Annotated in this window: 19 protein-coding genes and 1 pseudogene; 5 read left to right on the top strand and 15 right to left on the bottom strand. The window is 48.4% G+C overall.

What is annotated here, in order from left to right:
• Positions 1-5 precede the first annotated feature (5 nt).
• Both gcvPB and AB1757_14355 read left to right on the top strand, forming a co-directional pair.
• Positions 6-1523: an aminomethyl-transferring glycine dehydrogenase subunit GcvPB gene (gene gcvPB / locus AB1757_14360; protein MEW6128220.1), complete on the top strand. Its 1518-nt coding sequence runs from the start codon at positions 6-8 to the stop codon at positions 1521-1523.
• A gap of 177 nt (positions 1524-1700) precedes the next feature.
• Positions 1701-2189: a DUF2934 domain-containing protein gene (locus tag AB1757_14355; protein MEW6128219.1), complete on the top strand. Its 489-nt coding sequence runs from the start codon at positions 1701-1703 to the stop codon at positions 2187-2189.
• Between the two features lie 377 nt (positions 2190-2566).
• Here the strand turns inward: AB1757_14355 and AB1757_14350 are convergent, their stop codons facing one another.
• Positions 2567-3808 carry a cation:proton antiporter gene (locus AB1757_14350; protein MEW6128218.1) on the bottom strand — a complete coding sequence of 414 codons (1242 nt, stop codon included), beginning with the start codon at positions 3806-3808 and terminating at the stop codon, positions 2567-2569.
• Positions 3809-3826: 18 nt separating this feature from the next.
• On the bottom strand, positions 3827-4822 hold the full coding sequence (locus AB1757_14345; GenBank protein MEW6128217.1) for a VWA domain-containing protein: 996 nt from the start codon (positions 4820-4822) through the stop codon (positions 3827-3829).
• Positions 4823-4988: 166 nt separating this feature from the next.
• Between AB1757_14345 and AB1757_14340 the strand changes: the two genes are divergently transcribed.
• On the top strand, positions 4989-7484 hold the full coding sequence (locus AB1757_14340; protein ID MEW6128216.1) for an LptF/LptG family permease: 2496 nt from the start codon (positions 4989-4991) through the stop codon (positions 7482-7484).
• 90 nt (positions 7485-7574) lie between these two features.
• Here AB1757_14340 and nudB read toward each other — a convergent pair whose 3' ends face one another.
• Both nudB and AB1757_14330 read right to left on the bottom strand, forming a co-directional pair.
• Positions 7575-8033: a dihydroneopterin triphosphate diphosphatase gene (gene nudB / locus AB1757_14335; GenBank protein ID MEW6128215.1), complete on the bottom strand. Its 459-nt coding sequence runs from the start codon at positions 8031-8033 to the stop codon at positions 7575-7577.
• Positions 8034-8196: 163 nt separating this feature from the next.
• Positions 8197-8499, bottom strand: coding sequence for an HU family DNA-binding protein (locus AB1757_14330; GenBank protein MEW6128214.1), 303 nt, complete (start codon positions 8497-8499; stop codon positions 8197-8199).
• 470 nt (positions 8500-8969) lie between these two features.
• On the opposite strand from AB1757_14330, the gene tatA reads away from it, so the two are divergent.
• Positions 8970-9155 (top strand): twin-arginine translocase TatA/TatE family subunit, encoded by a 186-nt coding sequence (tatA, locus tag AB1757_14325; GenBank protein ID MEW6128213.1) that lies wholly within the window; start codon positions 8970-8972, stop codon positions 9153-9155.
• Between the two features lie 64 nt (positions 9156-9219).
• Here the strand turns inward: tatA and AB1757_14320 are convergent, their stop codons facing one another.
• The 6 genes from AB1757_14320 to AB1757_14295 form a co-directional block, all read right to left on the bottom strand.
• Positions 9220-9627, bottom strand: coding sequence for a DUF2203 domain-containing protein (locus AB1757_14320; GenBank protein MEW6128212.1), 408 nt, complete (start codon positions 9625-9627; stop codon positions 9220-9222).
• A gap of 97 nt (positions 9628-9724) precedes the next feature.
• Positions 9725-11482, bottom strand: coding sequence for a glycoside hydrolase family 3 N-terminal domain-containing protein (locus AB1757_14315; GenBank protein ID MEW6128211.1), 1758 nt, complete (start codon positions 11480-11482; stop codon positions 9725-9727).
• 98 nt (positions 11483-11580) lie between these two features.
• Positions 11581-12741, bottom strand: coding sequence for an FAD-dependent oxidoreductase (locus AB1757_14310; GenBank protein MEW6128210.1), 1161 nt, complete (start codon positions 12739-12741; stop codon positions 11581-11583).
• 35 nt (positions 12742-12776) lie between these two features.
• Positions 12777-14564 carry a sodium:solute symporter family protein gene (locus AB1757_14305; protein ID MEW6128209.1) on the bottom strand — a complete coding sequence of 596 codons (1788 nt, stop codon included), beginning with the start codon at positions 14562-14564 and terminating at the stop codon, positions 12777-12779.
• A 626-nt stretch (positions 14565-15190) separates the two neighbouring features.
• Positions 15191-15829: a D-alanyl-D-alanine carboxypeptidase family protein gene (locus AB1757_14300; protein MEW6128208.1), complete on the bottom strand. Its 639-nt coding sequence runs from the start codon at positions 15827-15829 to the stop codon at positions 15191-15193.
• A gap of 256 nt (positions 15830-16085) precedes the next feature.
• Positions 16086-17042, bottom strand: a complete 957-nt coding sequence (locus AB1757_14295) for a thermonuclease family protein (protein MEW6128207.1) — start codon at positions 17040-17042, stop codon at positions 16086-16088.
• A 244-nt stretch (positions 17043-17286) separates the two neighbouring features.
• Between AB1757_14295 and AB1757_14290 the strand changes: the two genes are divergently transcribed.
• Positions 17287-18996, top strand: a complete 1710-nt coding sequence (locus tag AB1757_14290) for a DUF4388 domain-containing protein (GenBank protein ID MEW6128206.1) — start codon at positions 17287-17289, stop codon at positions 18994-18996.
• Between the two features lie 606 nt (positions 18997-19602).
• Here AB1757_14290 and AB1757_14285 read toward each other — a convergent pair.
• The 5 genes and pseudogenes from AB1757_14285 to AB1757_14265 form a co-directional block, all read right to left on the bottom strand.
• Positions 19603-19797, bottom strand: a pseudogene (locus tag AB1757_14285) (DnaJ domain-containing protein).
• Positions 19798-20053: 256 nt separating this feature from the next.
• Positions 20054-20614 carry a crossover junction endodeoxyribonuclease RuvC gene (gene ruvC, locus AB1757_14280; protein ID MEW6128205.1) on the bottom strand — a complete coding sequence of 187 codons (561 nt, stop codon included), beginning with the start codon at positions 20612-20614 and terminating at the stop codon, positions 20054-20056.
• On the bottom strand, positions 20611-21357 hold the full coding sequence (locus tag AB1757_14275) for a YebC/PmpR family DNA-binding transcriptional regulator (protein MEW6128204.1): 747 nt from the start codon (positions 21355-21357) through the stop codon (positions 20611-20613). Before AB1757_14275 ends, ruvC begins: the two co-directional genes overlap by 4 nt.
• Positions 21358-21619: 262 nt before the next feature.
• Positions 21620-22984, bottom strand: a complete 1365-nt coding sequence (ltrA, locus tag AB1757_14270; GenBank protein MEW6128203.1) for a group II intron reverse transcriptase/maturase — start codon at positions 22982-22984, stop codon at positions 21620-21622.
• Between the two features lie 665 nt (positions 22985-23649).
• Positions 23650-24141 (bottom strand): HYR domain-containing protein (locus tag AB1757_14265; GenBank protein MEW6128202.1); only part of this gene is annotated, 492 nt, incomplete at its 5' end.

Raw genomic sequence — 24141 nt, 5'->3', positions numbered from 1 at the left:
TTACAATGAGCAATAAAATTAAAAAAGCAACTTCTCATACGGTTCAAAACGAGGGCTTACTATTTGAAGAATCTCATGCGGGACGCATCGGCTATTCTTTACCGACTTTGGATGTTCCCGCACAAAGCGATTTGATTGATAAAAAATTTCTGCGCGACGATGACCTCGAAGGAATGCCGGAACTTTCCGAAGTCGATGTGATTCGCCATTTCACACGCCTTTCAACCTGGAATTATGGTGTCGATACCGGTATGTATCCGCTGGGTTCCTGCACCATGAAATACAACCCGCGGTTGAATGAACAAATGGCGCGACTCGAAGGCATTGCCAGTCTCCATCCGCTGACTCCTGATGCGCTTGCCCAAGGGGCGCTTGAAATCGTTCGTCATCTCGAAGAGGCGTTATCGAAAATCACCGGGCTGCCTGCGGTATCCCTGCAACCCGCAGCGGGCGCGCAGGGTGAGTTTACAGGCATTGCCATGATTCGCGCTTGTTTAACCGATAGAGGCAATCCGCGTAAAAAGGTTTTAATTCCCGATTCAGCGCATGGAACCAATCCGGCGTCGGCATTCATTTGCGGTTATACGGTTGAAACTGTCCCTTCAACCGAAGACGGACTGACGGACATTGAAGCCTTGCGCAGCGCCATGAATGAAGATGTCGCGGCGTTTATGCTCACCAATCCGAATACGCTTGGCAAATTTGAAGAAAACATTCAGGAAATTTGTCGAATTCTACACGATGGCGGCGGGTTTGTTTACATGGACGGAGCCAATTTGAATGCGCTCGTCGGCGTAACCAAACCGGGAGATTTCGGCATTGATGTGATGCACATGAATTTGCACAAGACCTTTTCGACGCCGCATGGCGGTGGCGGACCCGGCGCTGGACCCGTAGCCGTCACCAGCGAACTCGCTCCCTATCTTCCCTTCCCGCGCATTCAGCAATCTCAAAATGGAAGCCTCAGTTGGAATGATGATTGCCCGAAATCCATCGGTCGGGTGCGCGCTTATCACGGCAATTACGGGGTGCTGGTTCGCGCCCTCAGTTATATCCTGACGCATGGCGATAGTGGTTTACGTGAAGCTACCGAAACGGCAGTGCTCAATGCCAACTACATCGCCCATCATTTGAAAGCTACCTATGAAATCGCTTACCCTGGCGCATTGATGCACGAAGTGATTTTTTCGGATAAACATCAACTGCCTTATGGCGTCAAAAATGTCGATATTGCCAAACGCCTGATTGATTATGGATTTTACCCGCCCACCATGTCTTTCCCATTAATTGTTCACGGGGCATTGATGGTTGAACCAACTGAAACGGAAAGTCGAAAAGAACTGGATTTATTTATTGATGCAATGAAGTCAATCCACGAAGAGGCAGTTGAAAACGCGGAACTCCTCAAGACCGCTCCTCATACGACCAAAGTCGGAAGACTTGATGAAGTCACAGCGGCACGAAAGCCTGTGTTACGCTGGAAACCATCAAACAAAGCCGACTCCGCAGGGAGTAATATGTAGTTAATTATCCGTTAGTAATTGCTTATACGAATACGGATTTCCAAGACTCCAGACCGCTCAAGCTTGTCTAAAGTGTAGTCTATTTCTATCTATTGGATGATTTCGCGAGTATCGGTTTATGCGATAAACTAATTCTCGTATTTCGTCCAAGCAACCAACAAAAAGGAGATTTTTACCATGAAAGAGACCATAGAACAGATTCGTCAAAGATTATTGAACGACGGAAAAGTGAATCAGATTATTCAACAAAGAGCTTATGAAATCTGGCTGCTTCGAGGTCGGCAAATCGGCAGAGACCGCGAAGACTGGCTGCTCGCAGAAAATGAAGTCCTCAATTTTTTCGTTGAACAGGAACTGAAAAACGCAGATGAGTCAGAGGCAGTGTCTGAAAGCGTTGAAGAGGCTGTCGAAGTTGAAGTTGTAGCGACCCCCGTCGATATTTCACCGGAACCGATTGTCGAGTCCGAAGTGGTTTTAGTTGCCACACCGATTGAAGAAAAGAAACCGCGAAAACGCGCAACCACACCGCGCAAACCGCGAGCCGTAAAAGAAGGCGCTGAGAAAAAACCGGCTGCAAAAAAACTCTCAACCGCGAAAAAAACGACCGGCACTCGCAAAACCTCAGGGAAAAAATCGGCGAACCCTGAAGCCCCAATCGCCGACTAGTTAAACCTTGCTCGTTTAACCGAACGATTTGAAACTACCCGCATTCTCACTCGCAGTTGTGCGTTGTCAAAGGTCGAACCCTTTCTGCCCTTCAACAACGTACAACTGTTACGGGTGTCAACGACTTCCCTGCATTCCCTTATTCATATTTTTCAGCCTGAATCAAACAGCTTGCAAAAAATTTAGCGAGGTTGAGAAAACGGTCTTTAACCTCACTTCAACCAACATCGCAATCAAAGACCACTTTCTCAACGGAGTCAAAGTAACGACAATCGCAAACGGGTCTATTGCGCCTGCAATAAAATAGTTTTTGAAAGAAAGGAAAATTTGTTTTACGCCAGCACACTGAAAATCAATCTCGGCGCATAAGCGTACAGTTACCGTATACCGCGTTCCGGTTCGGTTGCGGGGTGAATCAAATGCAGGAGCGGCGTGGTAATCGTCGTGGTCACGAGCGCCATCAGCACCATCATGGTAAAAACCGTCGGCGTAAGGATGCCCGCTTCCAGCCCGATATTGAGCAACACCAATTCAACCAATCCTCTGGTATTCAATAACACGCCAACGGCGCTCGCCTCGCGCCAGGGAATTCCCGATGCGCGCGCCGCAAGGGTTGCGCCGCCCACTTTACCGAGAATAGCTATGACAATAATCAGCAAACAAAATCCCCAGAGATTTGCGCCCGATAGCAAACCGATAGTAGTTTTCAGACCGGTGAAAGCAAAAAAGATGGGCAGTAGCAGCACCAACGTCACGTCTTCAAATTTATGCGCGATGGCGTTTGAAAAATTTTCACTCTTGGGCATAATCGCGCCCGCCAGGAAAGCGCCGAATAAGGCATGAATGCCAATCCATTCGGTAACTAATGCCGAAGCGAGAATCAGCAGGATGATCAACGCTAAAATCCCCGTAGGAATCTCCGCCGTTTGATGATGATGGGCTTCAACTTTTTTCAATAACGGGCGAATCAAAAAAATCATCACACTGATAAAAACCACCAATTCAATGAACATCCCCACAAGATGCGAAGCGATGCCACTGCCGCGAACCAGCAAAATAGAAACCGCCAGGAGTCCCCAAGCCATCACATCCCCGACAGCAGCACTGGCTATTGAAAGCGCACCGATGCGCGTATGAAAGAGATTACGTTCAATCAAAATTCTCGCGAGCACCGGAAATGCCGTCACACTCATTGCCGCCCCGATGAAAACCGCAAAGTGAATCGCGTTAATATTTTCTGATGCCAGGTGAGGATGAATGTACAACGCCAATAAAAAACCTGACACGAACGGAACGAGGATGCTGCTCAAACTGGTGGTGATGGCGATGCGACCTAATCGTTTCAGTAAGGTTAAATTGAGTTCCAATCCAACCAGAAACATAAACAGCACGACGCCAAGCTGGCTGATGGCGTTTAAAAAGCCAAAGCTTTCGGAAGGAAATAGTCGATTAAACGTAGCCGGCGCAAGCCAACCAAGCAAAGAAGGTCCCAGAGAAATTCCGGCGACCATTTCGCCAATCACCTGGGGTTGATGAAGCCTGCGAAACAACCATCCGAATAATCTTGAAATGCCTACAACAACGGCAATTTGCAAAAGCAGCGTGGGCAGATGTGGCATTTTATGGGTTAAAGAGCTTTAATTTTTTGGACTGTAATAGCTGTCGCGGGTGCGCGCTGTATAACCGCCGCGTGAAAGAAAAACTTTAATCGAGCGTAAATTGCCATCACGTTTTTCATTTTTTGGAACGTAGGTAATGATGTACTGATTTTTTAATTCACGGGCAATCTGCGCATAAATTTCTTTCATTTCCTCATCTTTTAACGGGGAAAAAAGCTGCCCACCGGTTTTGCGGCAAAGCTCGGTCATAATTCTTTCGGCGCGTTCAAACCGTTGCACTGCCGCGCCTCTATATAACGCGCCGTTCATGGCTTTAATCATCTGTTGCGCTTTACTAATCACATAAACCACTGCGCCCGATTTAATGATCGAAGCAAGCGCCTGATTGTAAGTAATCTTGCTCGACGTATCATCCCCATCCGTCAAAATGATGATGGCTTTGCGACCTTCGACTTTGGCGAGTTGTTCATCGGCGGCAAGAAAAATCGAATCGTAAAGCGCGGTGCTGCCATATTGCGTGTTGCCGGAAGTGGTGCGAACCATTCCGGGCTTGTAGCGCCACGAAATCGCATGGCGCACGTCCTCGCCATTCGATGTCCAATCCTGCAACAGTTCATTGGTAGTGTGAAATTCAATGATCGAAACTTTGTCATTGGCATCCAGTTCGGATACAAACCGAATTGCCGAATCGCGCAGGGAGACGATTTCGCCAACCACCGACCCCGAAGCGTCCAACAGCATAACGACATTTACCGGCACTCTGCCGATTTGAAAACTGGCGATGTCCTGACGCTGCATGTCCTCGGCAATTACAAAATCCTCTCTTTTCAAATCGGTCGCCTGCCTGCCAAAACTATCGAACACCGAAATGTTTAATAACACCTCTTCGGCGCGCAGTTTAATCGTGTCATCGCCGTTTGCTGGCGCACCAGTTGGTTTTCGTCCGCTTTGCGCAAGCGAGCCAACCACTAAAAACAATATTAATAATGCGCTGATCTGACTTCTTATGTTCATAAGCTGCTCTAGGAAAAATAATAACCTTTTGAGTATAGCCCACCGATTCAGGTCGCGTCATCATTCACCAGGATTTTTCGATTCATATGAAAAAATCGGTTCAGGAAGCATTTCGATAAACGGAAATCATGACTTTCGATTGCCCCACATGCTAGACTTTTCACTGATGCCAGGCTTAATCGACCGTTATTTAATTCGAGAAATTCTGCCCTATTTTCTGCTCGCCCTAATCTTGCTCACGGCGATTATTTTTGCCCATGAATCCAGTCGGTTTTCAGAATTACTGGTGGTTTATTCACGTCAAGGTTTGCCGATGGAAGCGGTTTGGAAAATCCTGGCAGCGTTGATTCCCGGCATACTGGTTTTCACCTTACCCATCTCGCTTTTAATCGGCATTCTGGTCGGTCTGGGTCGTTTATCCGGCGACAGCGAAATTGTCGCGCTGGTTGCCAGCGGGCTTAGCCGGTTTCGCATATTGAGGCCGATTCTGTTCTTTGCGGCGCTGGTTGCCGGGTTGATGCTCTATATTACGTTTAATGTTTTGCCAGTTTCGATGCGTAATTTGAATAACCTGAAATCCAATCAATCACTGGTCTTCCAGGGATTGACGACGCAAATCAAGCCGCGAGTTTTTGAAGAGAGCATTCCTAAAAAAATCATTTATATCGAAGACATTGACCGTAATAAACTCTGGCATAACATCTTCATTGCGGATTTGAGCGACGAACAGGGCGGCATGAAAATTTTCACCGCCCGGACAGGCTCACTAAGACAAACCCTAAAAGTGGCAGGACAACCGGAAATTCCTGAACTTTATTTAAAGGAAGGCGAGATTCATCAAACGCCCACTCCGAAAAAAGGCGATGCGGGTGATGATAGCGAAAGCGGCGCGACTGATGAACGAAAAGTCGATACGCCACTTACCGCTGAGCAGATTGCCAATCGCGAAAGAAAACGCTCACGCGCTCAGCAACCCTATTATTCAAATTATTTTCAGGAGATGACCTTTGGCGTCACCCTCGATGATGATAAAAAGGCTGAAGCGAATAATCAGGCGGTTGAAAAAAATGAGGTTGAAGAGATGTCGTTTACCGAACTCATCAACTATTCACCGCCCGTCGAGGAGGTTCGTGAATGGCGTTCGCAAATTCATAAACGCCTGTCTTATCCGGTGGCTTGTCTTATTTTTGCGCTGCTTGGCGTTGGATTTGGCATCACACACATTCGTACAGGACGCTCATTCGGTCTATTACTCGGACTCGCCATAACCATTGTTTATTATCTGCTGGCGCTTTACGGCGAACAGTCGGCGCTGTCGGGCAAACTGCCGGTGTGGTTGGGCGTCTGGCAGGCGAATATTATTTTAGGCTTAGCGGGAATCTTTGTTCATTACTGGCAACGGAAACCCGGCTCTGACACGCTCAATTTTCTTGGCAGCATTCGCCACTGGTTACCCTCGAAAAAAGTTGCCAGCCCTCAGCCACAAGCCAGTCCGAGAGAATCGGATAACCCATTGCCTATCGCCGCCAAAGCTCAGGGCACGATTAAAAGAATTCTTGCCGCGCGCTTTCCGCAATTAATCGACCGCCTGGTTATTGGCGATTTATTGCGCTTTTTCTTTTATATTCTTGGCGGACTGACGACGCTGTTTATCATTATCACGCTTTTTCAACTGCTCAATGCGATTAATAAACATCACATTGAATGGACGATTGTTGCCAACTATCTGTTTTTTCTGCTGCCTTTTATTATCAATTATGTTACCCCGATTGCCGCACTGGTATCGGTGATGATTACCTTCGGAGTGTTACAACGAACCAGTCAGGTTGTGGCGCTGACGGCATCCGGGCAATCGATTTACAGACTGGCAGCGCCGGTCATCATTATTGCCGGAATCTTATCGGTTTTCCTCTTCATCAACCAGGATTACATCATGCCGTTTACCAATCCCCGGCAAAATAATTTACGCGCCTTGATTCGTAGCGGACAGGAACCGGCGCAGACTTTTTATCAAAAAAGCAATCAATGGATATTGGGTTCCGATTCGCGAATTTTCAATTACGAATATTTCAATCCCAAGAAAAACGCTTTTGCGACATTGAACGTGATTGATTTATCCAAAGAGCCTTTCGGCATTAAACGCAGGCTATACGCAAACCGCGCGGTTTGGGATAAGCAGGAAAACCTTTGGATTTTTCAGGACGGTTGGGAGCGCACCTTTGAGGGCAATAAGTTAGTCGCTTATGAAAATTTTAAAGAGCGCAAATATCATCTGGGAGAGCAACCGGAATATTTTAAACAGGAGATGCGCGGGTCGAATTCGATGACGCTTGCGGAAATTCGCAGAAAAATTGTTGAGCTTTCACGCGCCGGGTTTGATGTATTGGATTTGCGAATCGCGCTGCAAAGTAAAATTGCATTTCCGCTGACCTGTCTAACGATGGTGCTGGTCGGCTTGCCATTTTCTTTTTCGGTCGGAAAACGCGGTGCCTTATATGGAGTTGCCATTGGCATGATCATCGGGTTGTTCTATTGGGGAATGATTGGTTTGTTTGAACAGATGGGGCGCTATGAAATCCTGCCACCCATTTTAGCCGCCTGGGGACCGAATTTACTTTTTGGCACCGGCGGCATTTATCTGTTTTTAACCACACGAACCTGAGTTCATGCAATGCCTTTCCCGGCAATAGAGCGCTTGGCGATTGCGTTTACATATCACCAAGCAAGCTCCCTCAACATCCCCTCAGTCAGTTCAACGGTGATGCCCTCTAATTTCTTGCAACTTTGCCAGTGCTTTTTTATTGGATTCCCAGTAAAGCCGCGCCATCGCCTCATCATATTCAACCCAGACAAATTCCTGATGTTCACGAAGATCAATTTTCACTTCACCAATTCGGGTTTCCAGGGCAAAACAAATTTCTTCATTGTGGGTTACGTCCGGCGCATATTTCGGACGCCACAATCTGGCGATTTCAAAAACATTGGTTAATTCCAAATCTATCAACTCCGATTCGACGCAGGCGATGCCGGTCTCTTCGTAAACTTCACGGACAGCCGCCCGTTGATGGGTTTCATTGATTTCCAGCGAACCGGTGACCGATTGCCAAAACCCGCCCTGGTCATCGACCCGTTTGAGCAATAAGTAACGGGTCGGCTCTTCGTTTGCTGAAAAGATGATAACCTGGATTGAACGGGGTTGTTTGTAATTCACCGAGCCTTTTAAATCCCTGCCTTGGAGATGACTGAAAAAAATAAAGCCGATTGATGAACTTTATCAATCGGCTTCAGGTATGAGTGCTTCGCATTGCCCACCCGGGAAAGGTTATTAGCCTGGGTTATTTAGTTTGGGTCAATGCGAAAAATATATGTATCAGCTATTTTTTTCCGCCAAGAACGGAATCCTTAGCTGCTTTTGCAACTCGGAATTTAACCACAGTTTTAGCAGGAATTTTGATTTCCGCACCGGTTGCCGGATTACGACCTTTGCGGGCTTTGCGGTGGGATTTGACCAATTTGCCGATTCCTGGAAGAGTGAATTCACCATTCTTCTTGGTTTCTCTGTAGGCGATGCTCGTCAACGTATCAAGAAACGCTGTAGCAGCTTTTTTATTGCTGCCGGTTGCATCTGCCAATTCCGCGGTTAATTGAGTTTTCGACAATTTTTTTCCTGTTGCCATAGATTTTTAAGTATCTCCTTCTCGATATAATCTCTGCGCCGCGCGCAGGAAACTCACCTAAAACCCTGAAGTCATAAGAACGGACTTCCTACAACTTCTTTTGTCTTCCTTATGAACCCTCAAGATATTGTTTATTCCCCTCCGGGATGTTAAGTGAGGAATCTAACGACGGGAAGACTACAATACTTACTCGGAACTTTCAACTAAAATGTAAAAAAAAAGCCTGATTTTATTGGTTAATTTTAATATTTAAGAAAATTTCTCACCCCTTATCAAAGCTTGGATTTATAAATTCGGGTCAACCGATTTTCCCATCTCATCATCATCGTTTCTTCGCATTCATATTTTTTTCAAACTCCGGGATGATCTCCGCAGTCCGAAATAATTGACACTCTATTGTGGTATGACTAGAATCGTTTTAACATTATTTCAGCTTGAGTATGCAAAAGGAATCATAGGAGGAAATTAAAATGGGTCCATTAGGTTTGCCTGAGTTATTAATTATCGTGCTAATCATCGTTATTTTGTTTGGCGCGCGTCGTATACCTGAACTTGCCAAAGGGCTTGGCGAAGGCATCCGAAATTTTAAAGCCGGTATGCGCGAAGACGAAAAGCCCAAACTGAATACCAATAAAGAGGCGGAAAGCAAAGAGTAAATCCAAACCATCTGCATGTACCCATCCACTTGGCATTATTTAAAAGGTCAAGCGGATTTATAGGTTACTCAAAATCTTCGGTAAGTAGTTGGCGACCGGCGAAACCTGCTTCAATCTCATGCCACCAGTCAATGTCATCTTCATCGGTTTTCCAACACAGATAAACGATTCGACCTTCATATTCATAGGGAAAATCAATCAGCCCGGTATGGAAATCTTTAATCAATACACCCAGGCTTTGCACCTTGTGTACCATCGTTGAGAAAGCCGTGAGATGGGTTAAATAAGCAACGCCTTGTGGGGTTCCGCCATTCGCTTCGGCTTTTTCACGCGCTCGTTGCAATTCATCATTCATCTTCACCAAAACCTCGCGTTCTTTATTCAGGCGCGCAAACAAGGTGCGAAGTTTGGGAATCAGGCTGCGAGCTTCCCTGAGGGTAAAGGTTCGGATGGCTTCTTGCTCTTCTGACATCAAATTTAATCTAACCAGATTACCGGTGCTTCGCAATCCTGAACACTAGAGCAGGTTGCAAAACCATTGACGGAAGTTACGGCAGACGCAACCGACTTTAAGGTTTTATGCGATGCCCGAATTCATACAACCCCGGCAAATCAATTGGCAATTTGCCTTTGAATTCGATTTCACCAAGCACCGCCTTCAATGCTGCCTCTTCCGCGCCTTGATAATATTCATAAGCTAAAACATAGGTTGGAAGTTCGGGCACAAAACTCAATAAATAAGGGCTGCCGTACATCACAAAGGCAAACGGTTTTGCAGATTTCGACAGGCTTTTCAATAAATTCAATTCGCCCTCGGTCAAATCAACATCGCCTTTGTAGGCAGCAATGCGAATGAAGGCGTTGACAATCACCACATCGGAATAAGCCGCGAGTTTCCTGATTAACTCGAATTCAGCGGGCGAGGTTTCCTGCGAAATCGTCACACTTGTGGCATTGCGATGACGACGAAGGAGGTTTGTATAAAAGGTTCTGCCCGGCAGGTATTCGCGCCAGCCTTCGCCGTTGTCGACGATGGAAATAAACAGCACCTTCTGTTCGGGCTTTAATTTCAAAGGCAAAACCTTTTTCTCATCGCGCACCAGAGTGATGGCGCTATCAATGATTTTCTGCGCGGTTTCCTGATGTTCTTTATTACCGAGAACCGTCGTCAGTTTTTCCATATCGGTAAAGCGATTTTTATCGAGTCCGAGTTTTTGTTTGGCGGATAAAATGCGTCGCACCGATTCATCCAAACGCGATTCTTTAATCTCACCCGATTGCACCGCTTGTTTGATTCCGTTAAAAGCTTTTTCAACGCTTGGCGGATAAAGAATCACATCGGCTCCGGCTTTGACGGCACGCGCGGCGGCTTCACCTTCCGGGTAATGCGCTGCCACGCCGCGCATATTCAGGGCATCTGTAAAAATCACGCCTTTGAAATTCATCTCCTTGCGCAACATATCCGTGAGCATTTGCGGCGCAAGCGTAGCCGGGGTTTTATCGCCGGTAATTTGCGGTAAGGCGATATGCGCGCTCATCACGCCGCCGACTCCTTCTTCAACAGCAGCGCGAAACGGCGGCAATTCGATCTTGTCCAGACGCTCACGACTGACATCAACCGCTGGCAATTCCATATGTGAATCCGTAGACGTATCGCCGTGACCGGGAAAATGTTTAGCGGTTGCCATCGCACCCGCAGATTGCAATCCGCGAATGTAGGCGCGCGCCAGACGCGATACCAACGCCGGGTCGGAACCGAATGAGCGAATGTTGATAATCGGATTGCGGGCATTGTTATTGACATCCACGACCGGATAAAAATTGACGTTGATGCCGATGGCGCGCGATTCTTCTGCGGTGATACGCCCGGCTTGAAAAATCAACTCTTCGTTATCGGTTGCGCCCATCGCCATCGCTCTCGGCAGACGAGTTGCGCCGATGAAGCGATAGCCCGCGCCACCTTCAAAATCGGCGGTGATGAAAAGCGGCAGTTTCGAGAGCTTTTGAAAATAGTTGGTGATCAGGGCGACGCCCGCGGGTTCATGCAACGAGGTCACATCGCCGAGCCAATGATAACCGCCGACGTGAAATTGCGTGATGTCGCGTTCGATTTCTTTATAGGCATCGCTTTCGCGCACCATAAACATACCGACCGCCGCAGGAATGATTAACTGCCCGACTTTTTCGTCGAGGGTCATCTGCGCAAGCGTCGCATCCACCCAGTTTTGTTCAACCGGTTTCGGTTTGTTTTTCTGTTTTTGCGGAATAAAGGCGAAGACATTTGTCGAACTGAAGATTAAGCAAATGATGATGATTTTTTTTAACATTATCGCTCCTACGATGATAGAACGGCTCTATAAATCCGTTTAGCAAGCGGTCTTTGACCGCGCCAGTCACTGGTTATGAACTGATTGCCAATTACAATTTAATACACCGCGCGTTGATGAACGTTCTCTTTGGTCGCCAGGGTGAATCGCGGGTCAATATCTTTCGCTTCGTCAATCACTCGCTTTGCAACATATTCTCCAAGCGCAGGACCATGTTTAAAGCCGTGACCGGAACCGCCGCCGACTAACCAGACATTTGCAAATTGAGGATGACGGTCGATTAAAAAATCACCTTTCGAGGTGTTTTCATATTGGCAAACCCGCCTCTCTAACACGGGCGCATCGTGCAAAGCCGGAAAACGTTTAGCCAGATAAGCGCGCACCTTTGCCAAATTTTCGGCTGTGGTTTCACGCAAACCAAAATCCGGGTCGAACAATTCACCGTGCCGGTCAATAGCGATTTTGAATCCGCGATTTTCTAAATCCGGTATCCCATAAACTTCATCACCGAAATCTCCCCAAACCGGCATTGCGGGTGGCGCGAATCGCTTATCCCCGGCACTGACGCCAAAGAAATAAACTTCCTGTTTAGTCGGTTGAATTCGTTCGCCAATTACTTCAGGAAAAAGTTTTGGCAACCACGAACCGCAAGCAAAAATAAATATTTGTGCTTGAATAACCTCTCTGTTGCGGGTTTCAATTTTTGAAAAATCTTTTTGATTCACCGGACAGACAACGGCGTCCTGCACATATTCAACGCCGGTTTTCAGGCATTCAAACAACAGCGACTGTACGGCGCGACGTGCCATGAGTGCCCCGCTTTCCGGTTCCCAGATTGCCCAGGGAATGTCCGAGAAATTGATTTGCGGAAAGCGTTTCGCCAATTCATCATGTGATAATTTTTCACACGGCACGCCGACACGATTCAACGTTTCAAAGCTTGCAGTTGATAACCGGTCATCCTCGCGCGCCATCCACAACACACCGGTTTGATGAAAGAGCGGCAAACCGCCAACTCGATTAAAGAACGCTTTCCATTTTGCAAGCGACGCCCAAGCCCAGCGGGTGTAAATTTCTTCCTGTCCATAGCTGCAACGAATCACTCGCGATTCGCCGCCTGAACTTGCGCGGTTATTGGCTGCGCCATAGGCATCCATCAACAACACGCGCTTCCCCGCGCGATTTAATTCGTAGGCAATCCACGTCCCGAATACCCCTGCACCGATTACCGCTACATCATACTTTGTTAATGACTTCATTTTGACTGAGATGGTCTCAACACTGCTCAAACGAATTAAGCTTCATCACCGACAGCCTTCCAATTCGCCCGTTGCAGGTTTCGCGAAATAATCACCCAGGCAATGATACCGACAGCGAGTAATAACAGCCCTTTGATAAGCGAACCTAAAATCACATAGCCGATGCCAAATAAAAAGGCGTAAATCAACACACAGCCGACGAACCAGTTTAAAAATTGTATCGCCAGTCCGCCGCCGAGATTGGTATCGACTATCCCTGCCTGCGCCGCTACCGGTTTCCAACCCGCGCCATCGGGTCTCACTTTGCGATAAAAATGCACCAGCTTTTCCATAGGCTCAGCGGGCGTGAGAAAAGTAACCACAACCCAGACAACCGTCGTGAAAGCCACCGTGATGAGCATCAGGTAAGCGAAATCCTTTGGCTGGTCGCTATCCATATTGAATCCAAGTTGTAAAACGATTGAGCACAATGCCGCAGCAATCATCGCCGAAACTTCCGACCAGGCATTGATGCGCCACCAGAACCACCTGAGTAAAAGCACAGTTCCGGTTCCCGCGCCGGTGACCAACAACACTTTCCAGGCTTTGCCAATCGAATCCAGGTAAAAAGTAACGATTAACGACACCACCATTAACAGCAAGGTGACCAGTTGCGAGATGATGACATAATGGCGTTCGTTTCCGTCTTTTTTCACAAAGCGGCGATAAAAATCATTAATCACATACGACGCGCCCCAATTGAGTTGCGTGCCGATGGTTGACATGTAAGCCGCCGCAAACGCCGCAAGCATAAACCCGCGCAAATAGGTCGGGAATACATTGGGGTCAAGCAGCGTTTTGATGTAACCGGCTTCTTTGTCTTCAAGGGTGGGATACAAAATCAATGAGGCGAGGGCGGTTAAAATCCAGGGCCAAGGACGCAAAGCATAATGCGCGATGTTGAACCACAGAGTTGCAAGCAGTCCGTGGCGTTCATCTTTTGCGGAAAAGATGCGTTGCGCGACATAACCGCCGCCGCCCGGTTCAGCGCCGGGATACCAACTCGCCCACCAGTTCACCGCAAGATAAGTGAATAAGGTGATGGCGGGCATCCACACCGAATCCCATTCGGGAAAGAAGGCGAGGCGGGAACCTTGCTGCCCGCTGGTGGCATCGAGTTCGGCAATTTTCATTTTCATCGCATCAATGCCGCCCACGGATTTCACCGCTAAAATCGCAAGCAAGATGACCATTCCCATTTTCAACACAAATTGAAACAGGTCTGTGACCAATACGCCCCACAGTCCTGAAATCGTCGTGTAAAATGCGGTAAAAATCAGGATGCCGATGACTATGTAAATCGCCTGTTTTTTATCAACGCCAAGGGTGACTTCCAGAATTTTAATCATCGCCAGATTGACCCAGCCGAGAATGATGCAGTTGATTGGAAGCCCTAAATAAAGGGCGCGAAAACCACGCAGGAAAGCCGCAGGTTTACCCGAATAACGCAATTCGGCAAATTCAATATCGGTCATCACCCCGGCTCTGCGCCAGAGCCTTGCATAAAAGAAGACCGTCATCATGCCGCTCATCACGAAATTCCACCAGAGCCAGTTCCCGGCAATGCCGTTTTTGGCGACAAATCCGGTGACCGCAAGCGGCGTGTCTGCGGCAAAGGTTGTGGCAACCATCGAAGTCCCTGCAAGCCACCAGGGAACATCTCTGCCGGACAAGAAAAATTCCGACGTGCTGCCGCTGGCGCGGCGCGCATAATAAATTCCGATTCCTAAATTAAACAGAAAATAGGCGGCAATCACCGCCCAATCAAAAAACGATAAAGTCATTCGTATTCCTCAACGGTTTCGACGATTTAATTTTTAACGGTACAAATAGAAAAACTGCGGTGGCAATTTACCACAGCCTTTAAGAGGTTGAAAAACATCAAGTGAGATTTTTGTTGCACCTTGCCGATTTGCGCGATGGATATTTAATTTTTATGGAAGAAATGAATTGCTTAAAAAAGCCTTTCAATTTTTCCCCTCGAATTGAGCCAGGGAAACAGATTGAGTGAATAAAAGGTTTTTCATAGGCTTCAAGTCAAAAGAGTGGTTTATGATTGAACAGTTTTAATTCTATCCTTGATATTTATGTCTTAGTCTATATTGAAAGTAAGAGCGATGGATTACAATCAAACCATTTACATTTCGATTGCTATCATGGCGGGAATTGCAATTTTTGCGATTGGTGCAGCGTATCTGAAATTTTCGAGAGCGATGAAGATGAGTAAAACCCGCGAGAAAAAACTCAAAGAAAAATATCGAAAGCCAACCCCATGAACTTCAAATATATCTCTGAGGAAAATTACCTGAAATTAACTTGTGGAGCACAGCAATCGCACTGATGAAAACTACTGCGCTCCACAAGCGTGGTTAGAAGTCGATTAAGACCGAAGAAAAACCGGCTCTACCGTTTACCGCTTTTTACGCTTGGAAATTTTCACGCTGCAATTGGTCTGGGTGTATTTAATCGCCTGTTTGAGATTTTTATAACCGTGACGGCGCGGGTCGGCTTCAAAATGCGCGGGGTCTTTCAACCCATAGCGCCAGGAAAATCCGTTCTTCTGCATCACCCGCACGATTTTTCGCCCTTTCGGAGTAAGCCGTTTTGCGCCGCGTCGCCCGGTTGCCACTCCTGAAATATCGACGGCAAATCCGGCTTCGTGCGCAGAGGTTCCCGGTGCGCTGGCGTAATACAAACCCGGATTGCGTGTGCGACAGGCGGCACTTCGCGTACAGCGATAAAAATAAGCTTGCTTGGATGAGGAACGCCACAGACTGGTGACTTTGGGCTTGATGCCATTGCGATGTAAATCGCGCATGGCGGAATTGTAATTTTTTCTGATTTTCGGATTGAGGTAATTCGCCGGATGACAGGATGCCGTTTTAACCGCCTTTTTACTGCGACAGGTCGGACAGGTGGCAAGTTGGCTTTTGGATTTACGACTGCTGTTTTGTGCGTCGCGGGTTGTTGAATAACCGGCAACGGGAAAGGTCAAAAGGAAAATAATCAGAAAGAGATTCTCTTTTTTCATTAACTGAAAAGCTTTCATTATGACTAACCTGCTTGTGGGGATGGTAATTTCAACCGGAGAAAGCTGAGTTTCCTCCGTGAAATTGGGAGCGGAGAATCAAGTCAAGGTGAGGAGCCGACGAATCTGTGGGGCAGATTAATTACCCTGGCGCGAATGCCACCGTTTCGGTGACAAAGGTAGTATAAACCACTCGTCAATACTTCCCTGCAAGGGGTTCGATAAACCTGCCAAACCGGTTGTCTCGCGATATTCAATTAAATGATTTCGCTCACCGTCACTGCTTGATTCCAGTAGAAGGAAAACAACGGGAACAGGGGGCGTAACCCGATGATTTTGCCTGCGAAAGTCCCATCGGTTTGCCTTTTTTGCCGAGGTATTCACAGCCGGCTTTGTGATACATCCGGTCACCGGAAACCATCACTACAGGCTCACCCGGATTAACGCTTGGGGTTGTCGGCTGGGTCACGATGCCGCCCGGAGTGATATTGGGACCGACCGCCGAGGGGTCCATCGGAGTCAGTTTAGGTCGCTTACCCGGGGCATTGGGGTCTGTGGGTGGGGTTGTCGGGTCAGTTGGTGTTGGGGGCATTGAAGCCGTGGTCGAACTTCCCCAAACCCCGCGCATCGCCATCAAAGCTTCACGCTCATAGGAATTGAATTCTTCTGCCAGCTTAAATTTTTCCGAAGTCTTCACAAATGCCAGTCCCTGCTTTAAAAGCTCGGCATTGATCAGCAGTCCATCCTTGGTATAAACATAAGCTGCGGTTTGCCCGGCTGCATCTTTATTTCCGTTTGCGGCATAAACCGGGTCGAATTCGATTCTGACCTCCTGATTCAATAAATTTTTCTCGGTAAAGCTGCGGGCATCGCGGGCAGTTTCCTGATAAGTGGAATTGGGATTATTGTCAGGGGTTTCAATGCCAATCAGGCGCACGGTGCCCAATTGCTCAATCTCAAGGGTGTCGGCATGTAAAATATTGGTTACCTGATAAACGCCTGAGCCGGATTTGACTTCATTTTTTCGCGTTCCCAGCGCCTCTTCCATTCGCTTTTGTTCGGCGGCTTTGGCTTCCTCGGCGCGTTGGATAAATTTGGCTGAGGCAAAACCCAAAATAAAACCGGCAATCAATGCCAATCCGACAAACACTGCAACCTGTTGTTTATCAATACCGATTTTCCAACGCGGAGCCAATTCGTTTTGAGGAATTTCTTGTGATTTAAATGAGAGCATAGATACCTACTGCCAGCCTGCTGAATTTGCGAAGTCATCCAGTCACACATAATTTTTGCAAGTGATAATGGAAAACTTTCGCTAAATTTTCTCATTGGCATACTCTTAGCGTCAACGCTGACAGAATCAACTCTTGAAAGCCGATGAGCGCCGCCGTACAATAACCGTGAACTCCAAAATAGCCCTCGCGAAACAGTCTTTGGCTACCGTCCCCGTAGTCCACAACCAAATTAAGGTGGTTTAGGTGCAAGGACAATTAAGTCAAAAGCCCATCACGAAAGTAATCAGACAACTTTCAGAACGTAAAGCCAACGGGCTTCTGAGAGTCACCCGCAACAAAACAATCAAAGCGATTTTTTTTGAGGGTGGAAATCCTATCTTTGCCATCAGCAATGTGGCACAGGAACAGATTGAGTATAAGCTACTACAGGAAAATCTGGTTAAATCCGACGATCTCGAACACGCCCGCGCCGAAATCGACAAACCCAATCAACTAAGCGCCAAACTCATCGAAAAAGGCGTCATCACTACTGAGGTGCTCCATCGAGCCATCCGTGAATTGATCAAGAGTATTATCCTTTCATTATTTGACTGGGAGCAGGGAGATTTCGTATTTGATGGAAAGATGCGGGCAGCGCATGAGGTCAAATTAGAAATCACTGCAATGGAGATTCTCCTTGAAGGTGCCCGGTTAGCCGCAACCAGTCAAAAAAATTCCAAGGTAAGTTTACCTCCCGACACCATCGTCGGGCGCGCCGTTGTCACCCAGGCGCTTCTGGATTCAGGAAAACTCCTGCCGGTTGAAAGTTATGTCTTTTCGCGTATTGATTCACCCATTTCCATTAGTGAAGTCGGGGCGCTCAGCGGACTGCCCGACAGCGAAGCGCAAAAAGCCGTTTCAGTTTTAGTTGCCGGAGGGTTCTTGAAATTACTCAACGACGATTCCGATGATGAAGCTTTGGTCACAGAGGCAGACCTCAATCTTGACCGCTTGAAAGATGAGGTCGAAAGACGAACCTTTTTTTATACCAACGCCGATTTCTATGAAATTTTGGAAATCACCCGGCAATCTACCTCAGCAGAAATTAAAGCTGCTTATTACAACCTCGCCAAAAAATTTCATCCCGATAGATACCGGAATCTGCAAAACACCGAATTGCGCAATAAAATTGAGTCCATGTTTGCCTCAATCACCCAGGCTTACGAAACGCTCAGCGAAAATGGGCCACGCGCGGCATACGATAATAAATTACTGAAAGACAGTAAAACGGGAGTTGGCACCAGAACCGCAATCCCAATGGCAACGCCAATGCCAACGGCATTGAAACCTCCGGTCAATCCATCCAGCCCGTTGAAGCCACCGCCAAGCATTGACCCCCTCCCTCTCAATTCAGGGGTTCTGCCGTCGCCGGGGCAACCGCAAACGCCCGTGATTCCTGAAAAACCGGCAGTCAAACCGCCGGTGTATTCCTCTAAACCTGCAAGCGCTTCCACCACCAGCGACGCTCAGGTAAAAGAAGGCAACAACCAATCCGCCGAACGATTTTATCAACAGGGGCGCGCCAGAATTGAGCATAAGGATTATTCCGGTGCGATTCCCCTGCTTCGTGAAGCCGTGAAATTAGAACCTAAAAAATCGCATTACCATTTCTATCTGGGGTCAGCTTTGATTCGCAGTCCGCGAAATCGTCGCGAAGCCGAAGACCACCTTTCCAAAGCCGCCAAGTTAGATCAGTTCAACACCAAGTTGAAGTTGAAAATCGCCATGCTATTTAAAGAGATTGGCAATCAACCCAAGGCTGATGTCTATTTTAAAGATGCGCTGTCTTTAGACCCGGATAATCCGGTCGCCAAAAAAGAGTTGCGCATGGATACTAAATCGAAAACCTCGGGTGTGCCGATTTGGAAACAGGATGTCGGGTCAATTGCCAAAAGAATTTTTAAACGCGGTTGATGGCAAAAAATATTCGAGAGCAATTTAAAAGCGGTCAAATATTCCGGCTATTCTGCGTAAACTTCCGATGATGAGTACAGTAATTGGCGGATAGATGAATCCGCCGAGAATCGCTGCGGGCGACAGGTCTTTGGTGATGGGCAGCGGAATAATCGTGCTGACGACATAGCCCAAGCCGAGTGAAATGATATAACCGCAAACCAGAAATACCAGCCCGGCTTTTCGGCTGATGGGTTTATCGGGCGGGTCTTCTTCTTTAAAAACCGAGGTATATTGGTCGGGCGATTGATAGGTATAACGTTTTAAAACCAGTGCCAGATTTCTTACCAGATAAATCAAACCGTAAACCGCCAGCGTGGTCAATACGAGTTTGCCGATTACACTGAACCGCTGAAAAATTGCCGGTTTGGCAACCATTGCATAAAAGGCTGAAATAAATAATGGAACCACAACCAGAACCGCATGACGGCGTTCCGCCATCTCCTGCCGGAAGTGCGCCATATCCGCATCAACGTGAAGATTGAATTCACGTTCTTTGGCTTTCACCTGTTCGACATAGGCAATGACGGCAGCATAATATTTATCATAAAGGTAAGGGTCTTCTCCTCGATCATAAGCAGCGCGACGGTCGGGGTCTTTTAAAATTTGATAGGCTTCATTGATTTCCGCAAATTTGGTAGTCGCTTCCGGTGATGCTGAAACATCCGGGTGCCATTCCCGCGCCAGTCTTCGATAGGCAGATTTGATTTCGCGAGCGGTTGCTTCGGGTGTAACGCCAAGAAGTTGATAGAGGTCCGTCATTTATCTAACACCTTGAATGAAATTATCGGCGCTCTATCTAAAGGACTGAGACAACCACCCGTTAAAAGATACGGCACCGCAAGAGGTTTCTTCTCAGCAGGGGCAATCAACTCGGCTCCGATTCTTCAATTTTACCGATTGCCCTTTAGATGTTTTCATCTTACTACGAGGCAATGGCTCTCTCAAGAGTTAAAAAAACAAACATCCCCTTCCCTGAATTTGGAAGGGATTTCTTAAACAAAATTACCTTGAGGAATTATTTGATTTTTCTTTTGGTCATGGCGTTGTTGATATGGCAGATGGCAATCCCTAATGCATCGGAAGCATCCAGCGGTTCCGGCAGTTCTTTTAATTTCAACAACAAGCGAACCATCTCCTGAACCTGTTGTTTTTCAGCCCGACCATATCCAACCAAAGCAGATTTAATCGCTAACGGGGTATATTCATAAATCTCAACTCCGGCACGCGCGGCGGTCAGCAAAATCGCGCCGCGCACGTGACCGAGTTTAATCGCACTCTTAACGTTTACTGCATAAAACGTATCTTCGACGGCACAGGCGTGCGGTCTGAGGCGTTCAAAAACCTCTTCCAGCTTTTGCGCGATGATTAACAATCGTTCAGCAAAGGTAAATCTTGAGGGTGCCCGAATTCCCGCGTATTCAACCAACTCATACCGACGCCCATCGCTATCGATAACCCCATAACCGGTGGTGTTGCTGCCCGGATCGATGCCAATCACCCGCAAGGCGCGACCGGTTATCACATCACTGACAGATGCTTGCGAGACAATGGATAATTTGCCGGGATGCGGATTCAACCGGCAGCCTCCAATTCTTCGGCGGGAATATCAAAGTTGGCAAACACATTGGAAACATCATCGTGGTCTTCGAGCGCGTCCATCAACCGGAGAACCTGTTGAGCGGTCGCCCCGGTGACTTGCACGGAATTTGTCGGACGCATGCCAATCTCTGCCGAAATCGGTTCAAGGTTTGCCGCTTTAATCGCTTCGTGTACCGCATCGAAATCTTCAGGAGAAGTAACCACTTCCCAACTTTCGCCATCGCCGCTGACGTCTTCGGCTCCAGCTTCAAGGGCAATCTCCATAATCTTTTCTTCATCAACCGTAGAGCCATCCAGGATGACGCTGCCTTTCTTTTGAAACATCCATGAAACCGAGCCGCTTTCACCCATGTTGCCGCCATTTTTAGAAAAGAGGTGGCGAATTTCGGCAACTGTTCGCACCCGGTTATCGGTTTGGGTTTCGACAATGATAGCAACACCGCCCGGGCCATATCCCTCATAGGTGATGTCTTCAATTGCAGCTCCGGCGATTTCCCCGGTGCCGCGTTTGACCGCATTGGTCATGGTATCTTTCGCCATGTTCATGGCTTTTGCATCATCCATAGCTTTTCTTAAACGCGGATTGGCGCCGGGGTCGCCGCCGCCAATGCGTGCCGCTACAGTTAATTCTTTAATCAATTTGGAAAACGCTTTTCCGCGTTTGGCGTCAATCGCTCCCTTTTTATGCTTAATCGAATGCCATTTACTATGTCCAGACATCGTTGTTAATCCTTTTATAATATTTTTTCGGTTGAAGAGTTTTATTCACAGTTAAAAAGTAAACTTGAAAACCAATGATCTAATTCATTTCCACCTGTGATGTTGCAGTATAAGCCAATCGGTCATACATCAGCAATAAGATGAAAAACGATATGCATTGACAAGCAACCGTGGGTTATTTAAACCACATCGGGTAGGAGGGAGCCTCACGGCTCCCGTCCTCCCACACCACCGGACATACGGTTCCGTATCCGGCGGTTCGTTAAGCGCGCTGCAAGCGGCGCAGGGAATCTATCAGTGACACGAGTCCCAACCGATCAAAGTAGCTTTTAGGATAGGCTTCATTCAGGTGTGATGCTCCCGCGTTCCACCACGGGCCGCGCCCGTTGGTCGCCGAGCGCCACGCCCGTGCTTCCGCCAGTCCCCGCTTCATCAAATTCTTCGCTCGCCGCAGGGGTCGCTTCCAACGACGCCACAGTAAACTCCGCAGTTTGCGTCGCAGCCACCCGTCGAGTTCTTCAATGATCCCTTTCACCTCGGCCAGCCGATAATAATTGATCCAGCCGCGCAATACCGGTTCAAGTTCCTCGATGAACTTTTCGAGGTTGCGTCCTTTGGCTTCGCGAATCTTCATCCGTAGTTTGATCTTCAGCCGTTTGACCGATTCTCCGGCCACTTTCAGTCGTGGTTGTTTATGCCACGTCATCGAGTAGCCCAGAAACTTCCGCTCCCACGGTCTGGCTACTGCGCTCTTCTCTTCGTTCACTCGCCGGCACAGTCGTTGTCCAAGGTACTGGCTGACCGACGCCATCACTCGTTCGCCTGCTGCCCGTGACCGCACGTAGATGTTGCAGTCGTCGGCGTAGCGCACAAACTTATGTCCGCGTCTTTCCAGTTCCTTATCTAACTCATCCAACAGGATATTTGACAGCAACGGCGACAGCGGGCCGCCTTGCGGGGTGCCTTCCCCTCGCGAACTCACTATCCCACCGCTCATCATCCCGGCTTGCAAGTATCGTCGGATCAGCCGCAGCACCCGTTTATCTTTGACCTTACGTGCCACTCGTGCCATCAAGATGTCATGGTTGACGCGGTCAAAGAACTTCTCCAAGTCTAAGTCTACGACCCACCGTCGCCCGCCGCCCACATACGCGCGGGCTTGCGCCACCGCTTGATGGGCATTGCGCGATGGCCGAAAGCCGTAGCTTGACTCCGAGAATCCCGGTTCAAACAGCGGACTCAAGACTTGATGCAACGCTTGTTGAATCAGCCGATCCACCACCGTTGGAATGCCCAATTGTCGCATTCCGCCGCTTAGCTTTTCGATCTCTACCAACCGCACGGCCTGCGGTTGATAGTCGCCCTTCAACAAGGCTCCCTTGATCGTTGCCCAATGCTGTTGCAGATATGGCTTCAATTGCTCGACTGTCATCTTATCGACGCCAGCCGCGCCCTTGTTGCTCATCACTCGGCTATAGGCGTTGAGCAGGTTCTCGCGGGCGACCACCGCTTCCATTACCTGCACACTTGTGGGATCGGGTTCGTCTCTGATTGCCGCGACGTTTGACGCACCCACTACCGTCTCTCGTGACTTCCGGTCACTTCCTCCGGCATGGGATTCGGGCATCTCAGCCATACTGTCTGCGTCTCCTTCGTCTGCGAAATTCGAGTCCCGCTCCGTCACTCAGCGTTCGGGCCTTCGGCGCGGTCGCTGCGCCTACTATGCCCTCTGCTGACTTCTGTGGCTCCTTCCGGCCACCTCGCGATAGCCGTAGCACTCAAGCAGAGCCACAGACCTCCCCGGGTAATGCGCGATCACCTTCGCGCTTATGCCCGCCACATCTACGCCGCGCCTTGCCGTGCAGGTATCGGACTTTGAAGATATTGGCCTTCTCATCCAGGCGCGTCGCCTTCTATGTGGTTTCTGTTCGTCGGGCCAGCGTTTTGCCTACAGCTTCCTTCAGATTCCACCTCGCGATGGACACCCTTGCCGTTCGGCTAACGATTCCCCCTGCCGGGTTCGTAGAGGACTTTCACCTCCAAGTAATCGCGCCCTGCCGGGCGCACCAAAAAAAAGGGCTGGAATTTATCCAGCCCTTTTGGTTTTTGCAACCTGAAACCACCTGTTAGGCGACAATGGCATGAAGTTAAGCGGCGCGGATGTAGCGCAGGTTGTCTAACCTGCGCCCGTCTTGGTCAAAGCCCTCTTAAAATTTTGTGGACGGGCTTTCATAAATCGGCACCGACTCGACCGTCGGCGCTACCGTTTTCCTTCACTTCATGCCATTGCCCTCAGGGAGTGGTTCCCGGTCGCTGGTTATTGGGTAAAACACAGTTACACCCGTTGTCCGTGATATTCCTATCCATTATCGTACAGCGCGTCACTCCCGGCGGCGCTTGCAAGGTTGCCGTCGCCCGATTCAACGTCTTATCGATTGACGCTTGCACCTTGCGGTCTACAGGGTTATGAACAAACGTCACCAACCCGCCTTTCTTGGTCACGGTGCCTTTGCCGAAGTATTTATCGACGCCACAACAGAACACATAATCGCCCGTCAGGCTGTTGAGTAACAGCACCGTTGTCGCATTGCTGTCATCCTGAATGCAGATGTCAAAGGTCGTCACCACGAATGAACAATTCGCGGTGTTGCCACTGGCATCGGTCGCCGTGCAACTCACCGTCGTCACGCCTAAGCCGAAACAACTCCCCGATGGCGGCACACACACCACACTCTCGCCAGGACAGTTATCACTCACTTGCGGCGCCGGGTAGTTCACCACCAC

Source organism: Acidobacteriota bacterium (assembly GCA_040754075.1).
GTDB lineage: Bacteria > Acidobacteriota > Blastocatellia > UBA7656 > UBA7656 > JBFMDH01.
The sequence above is the reverse complement of the archived record's forward strand: the minus strand, read 5'-3'. Positions and strand labels throughout refer to the sequence as shown.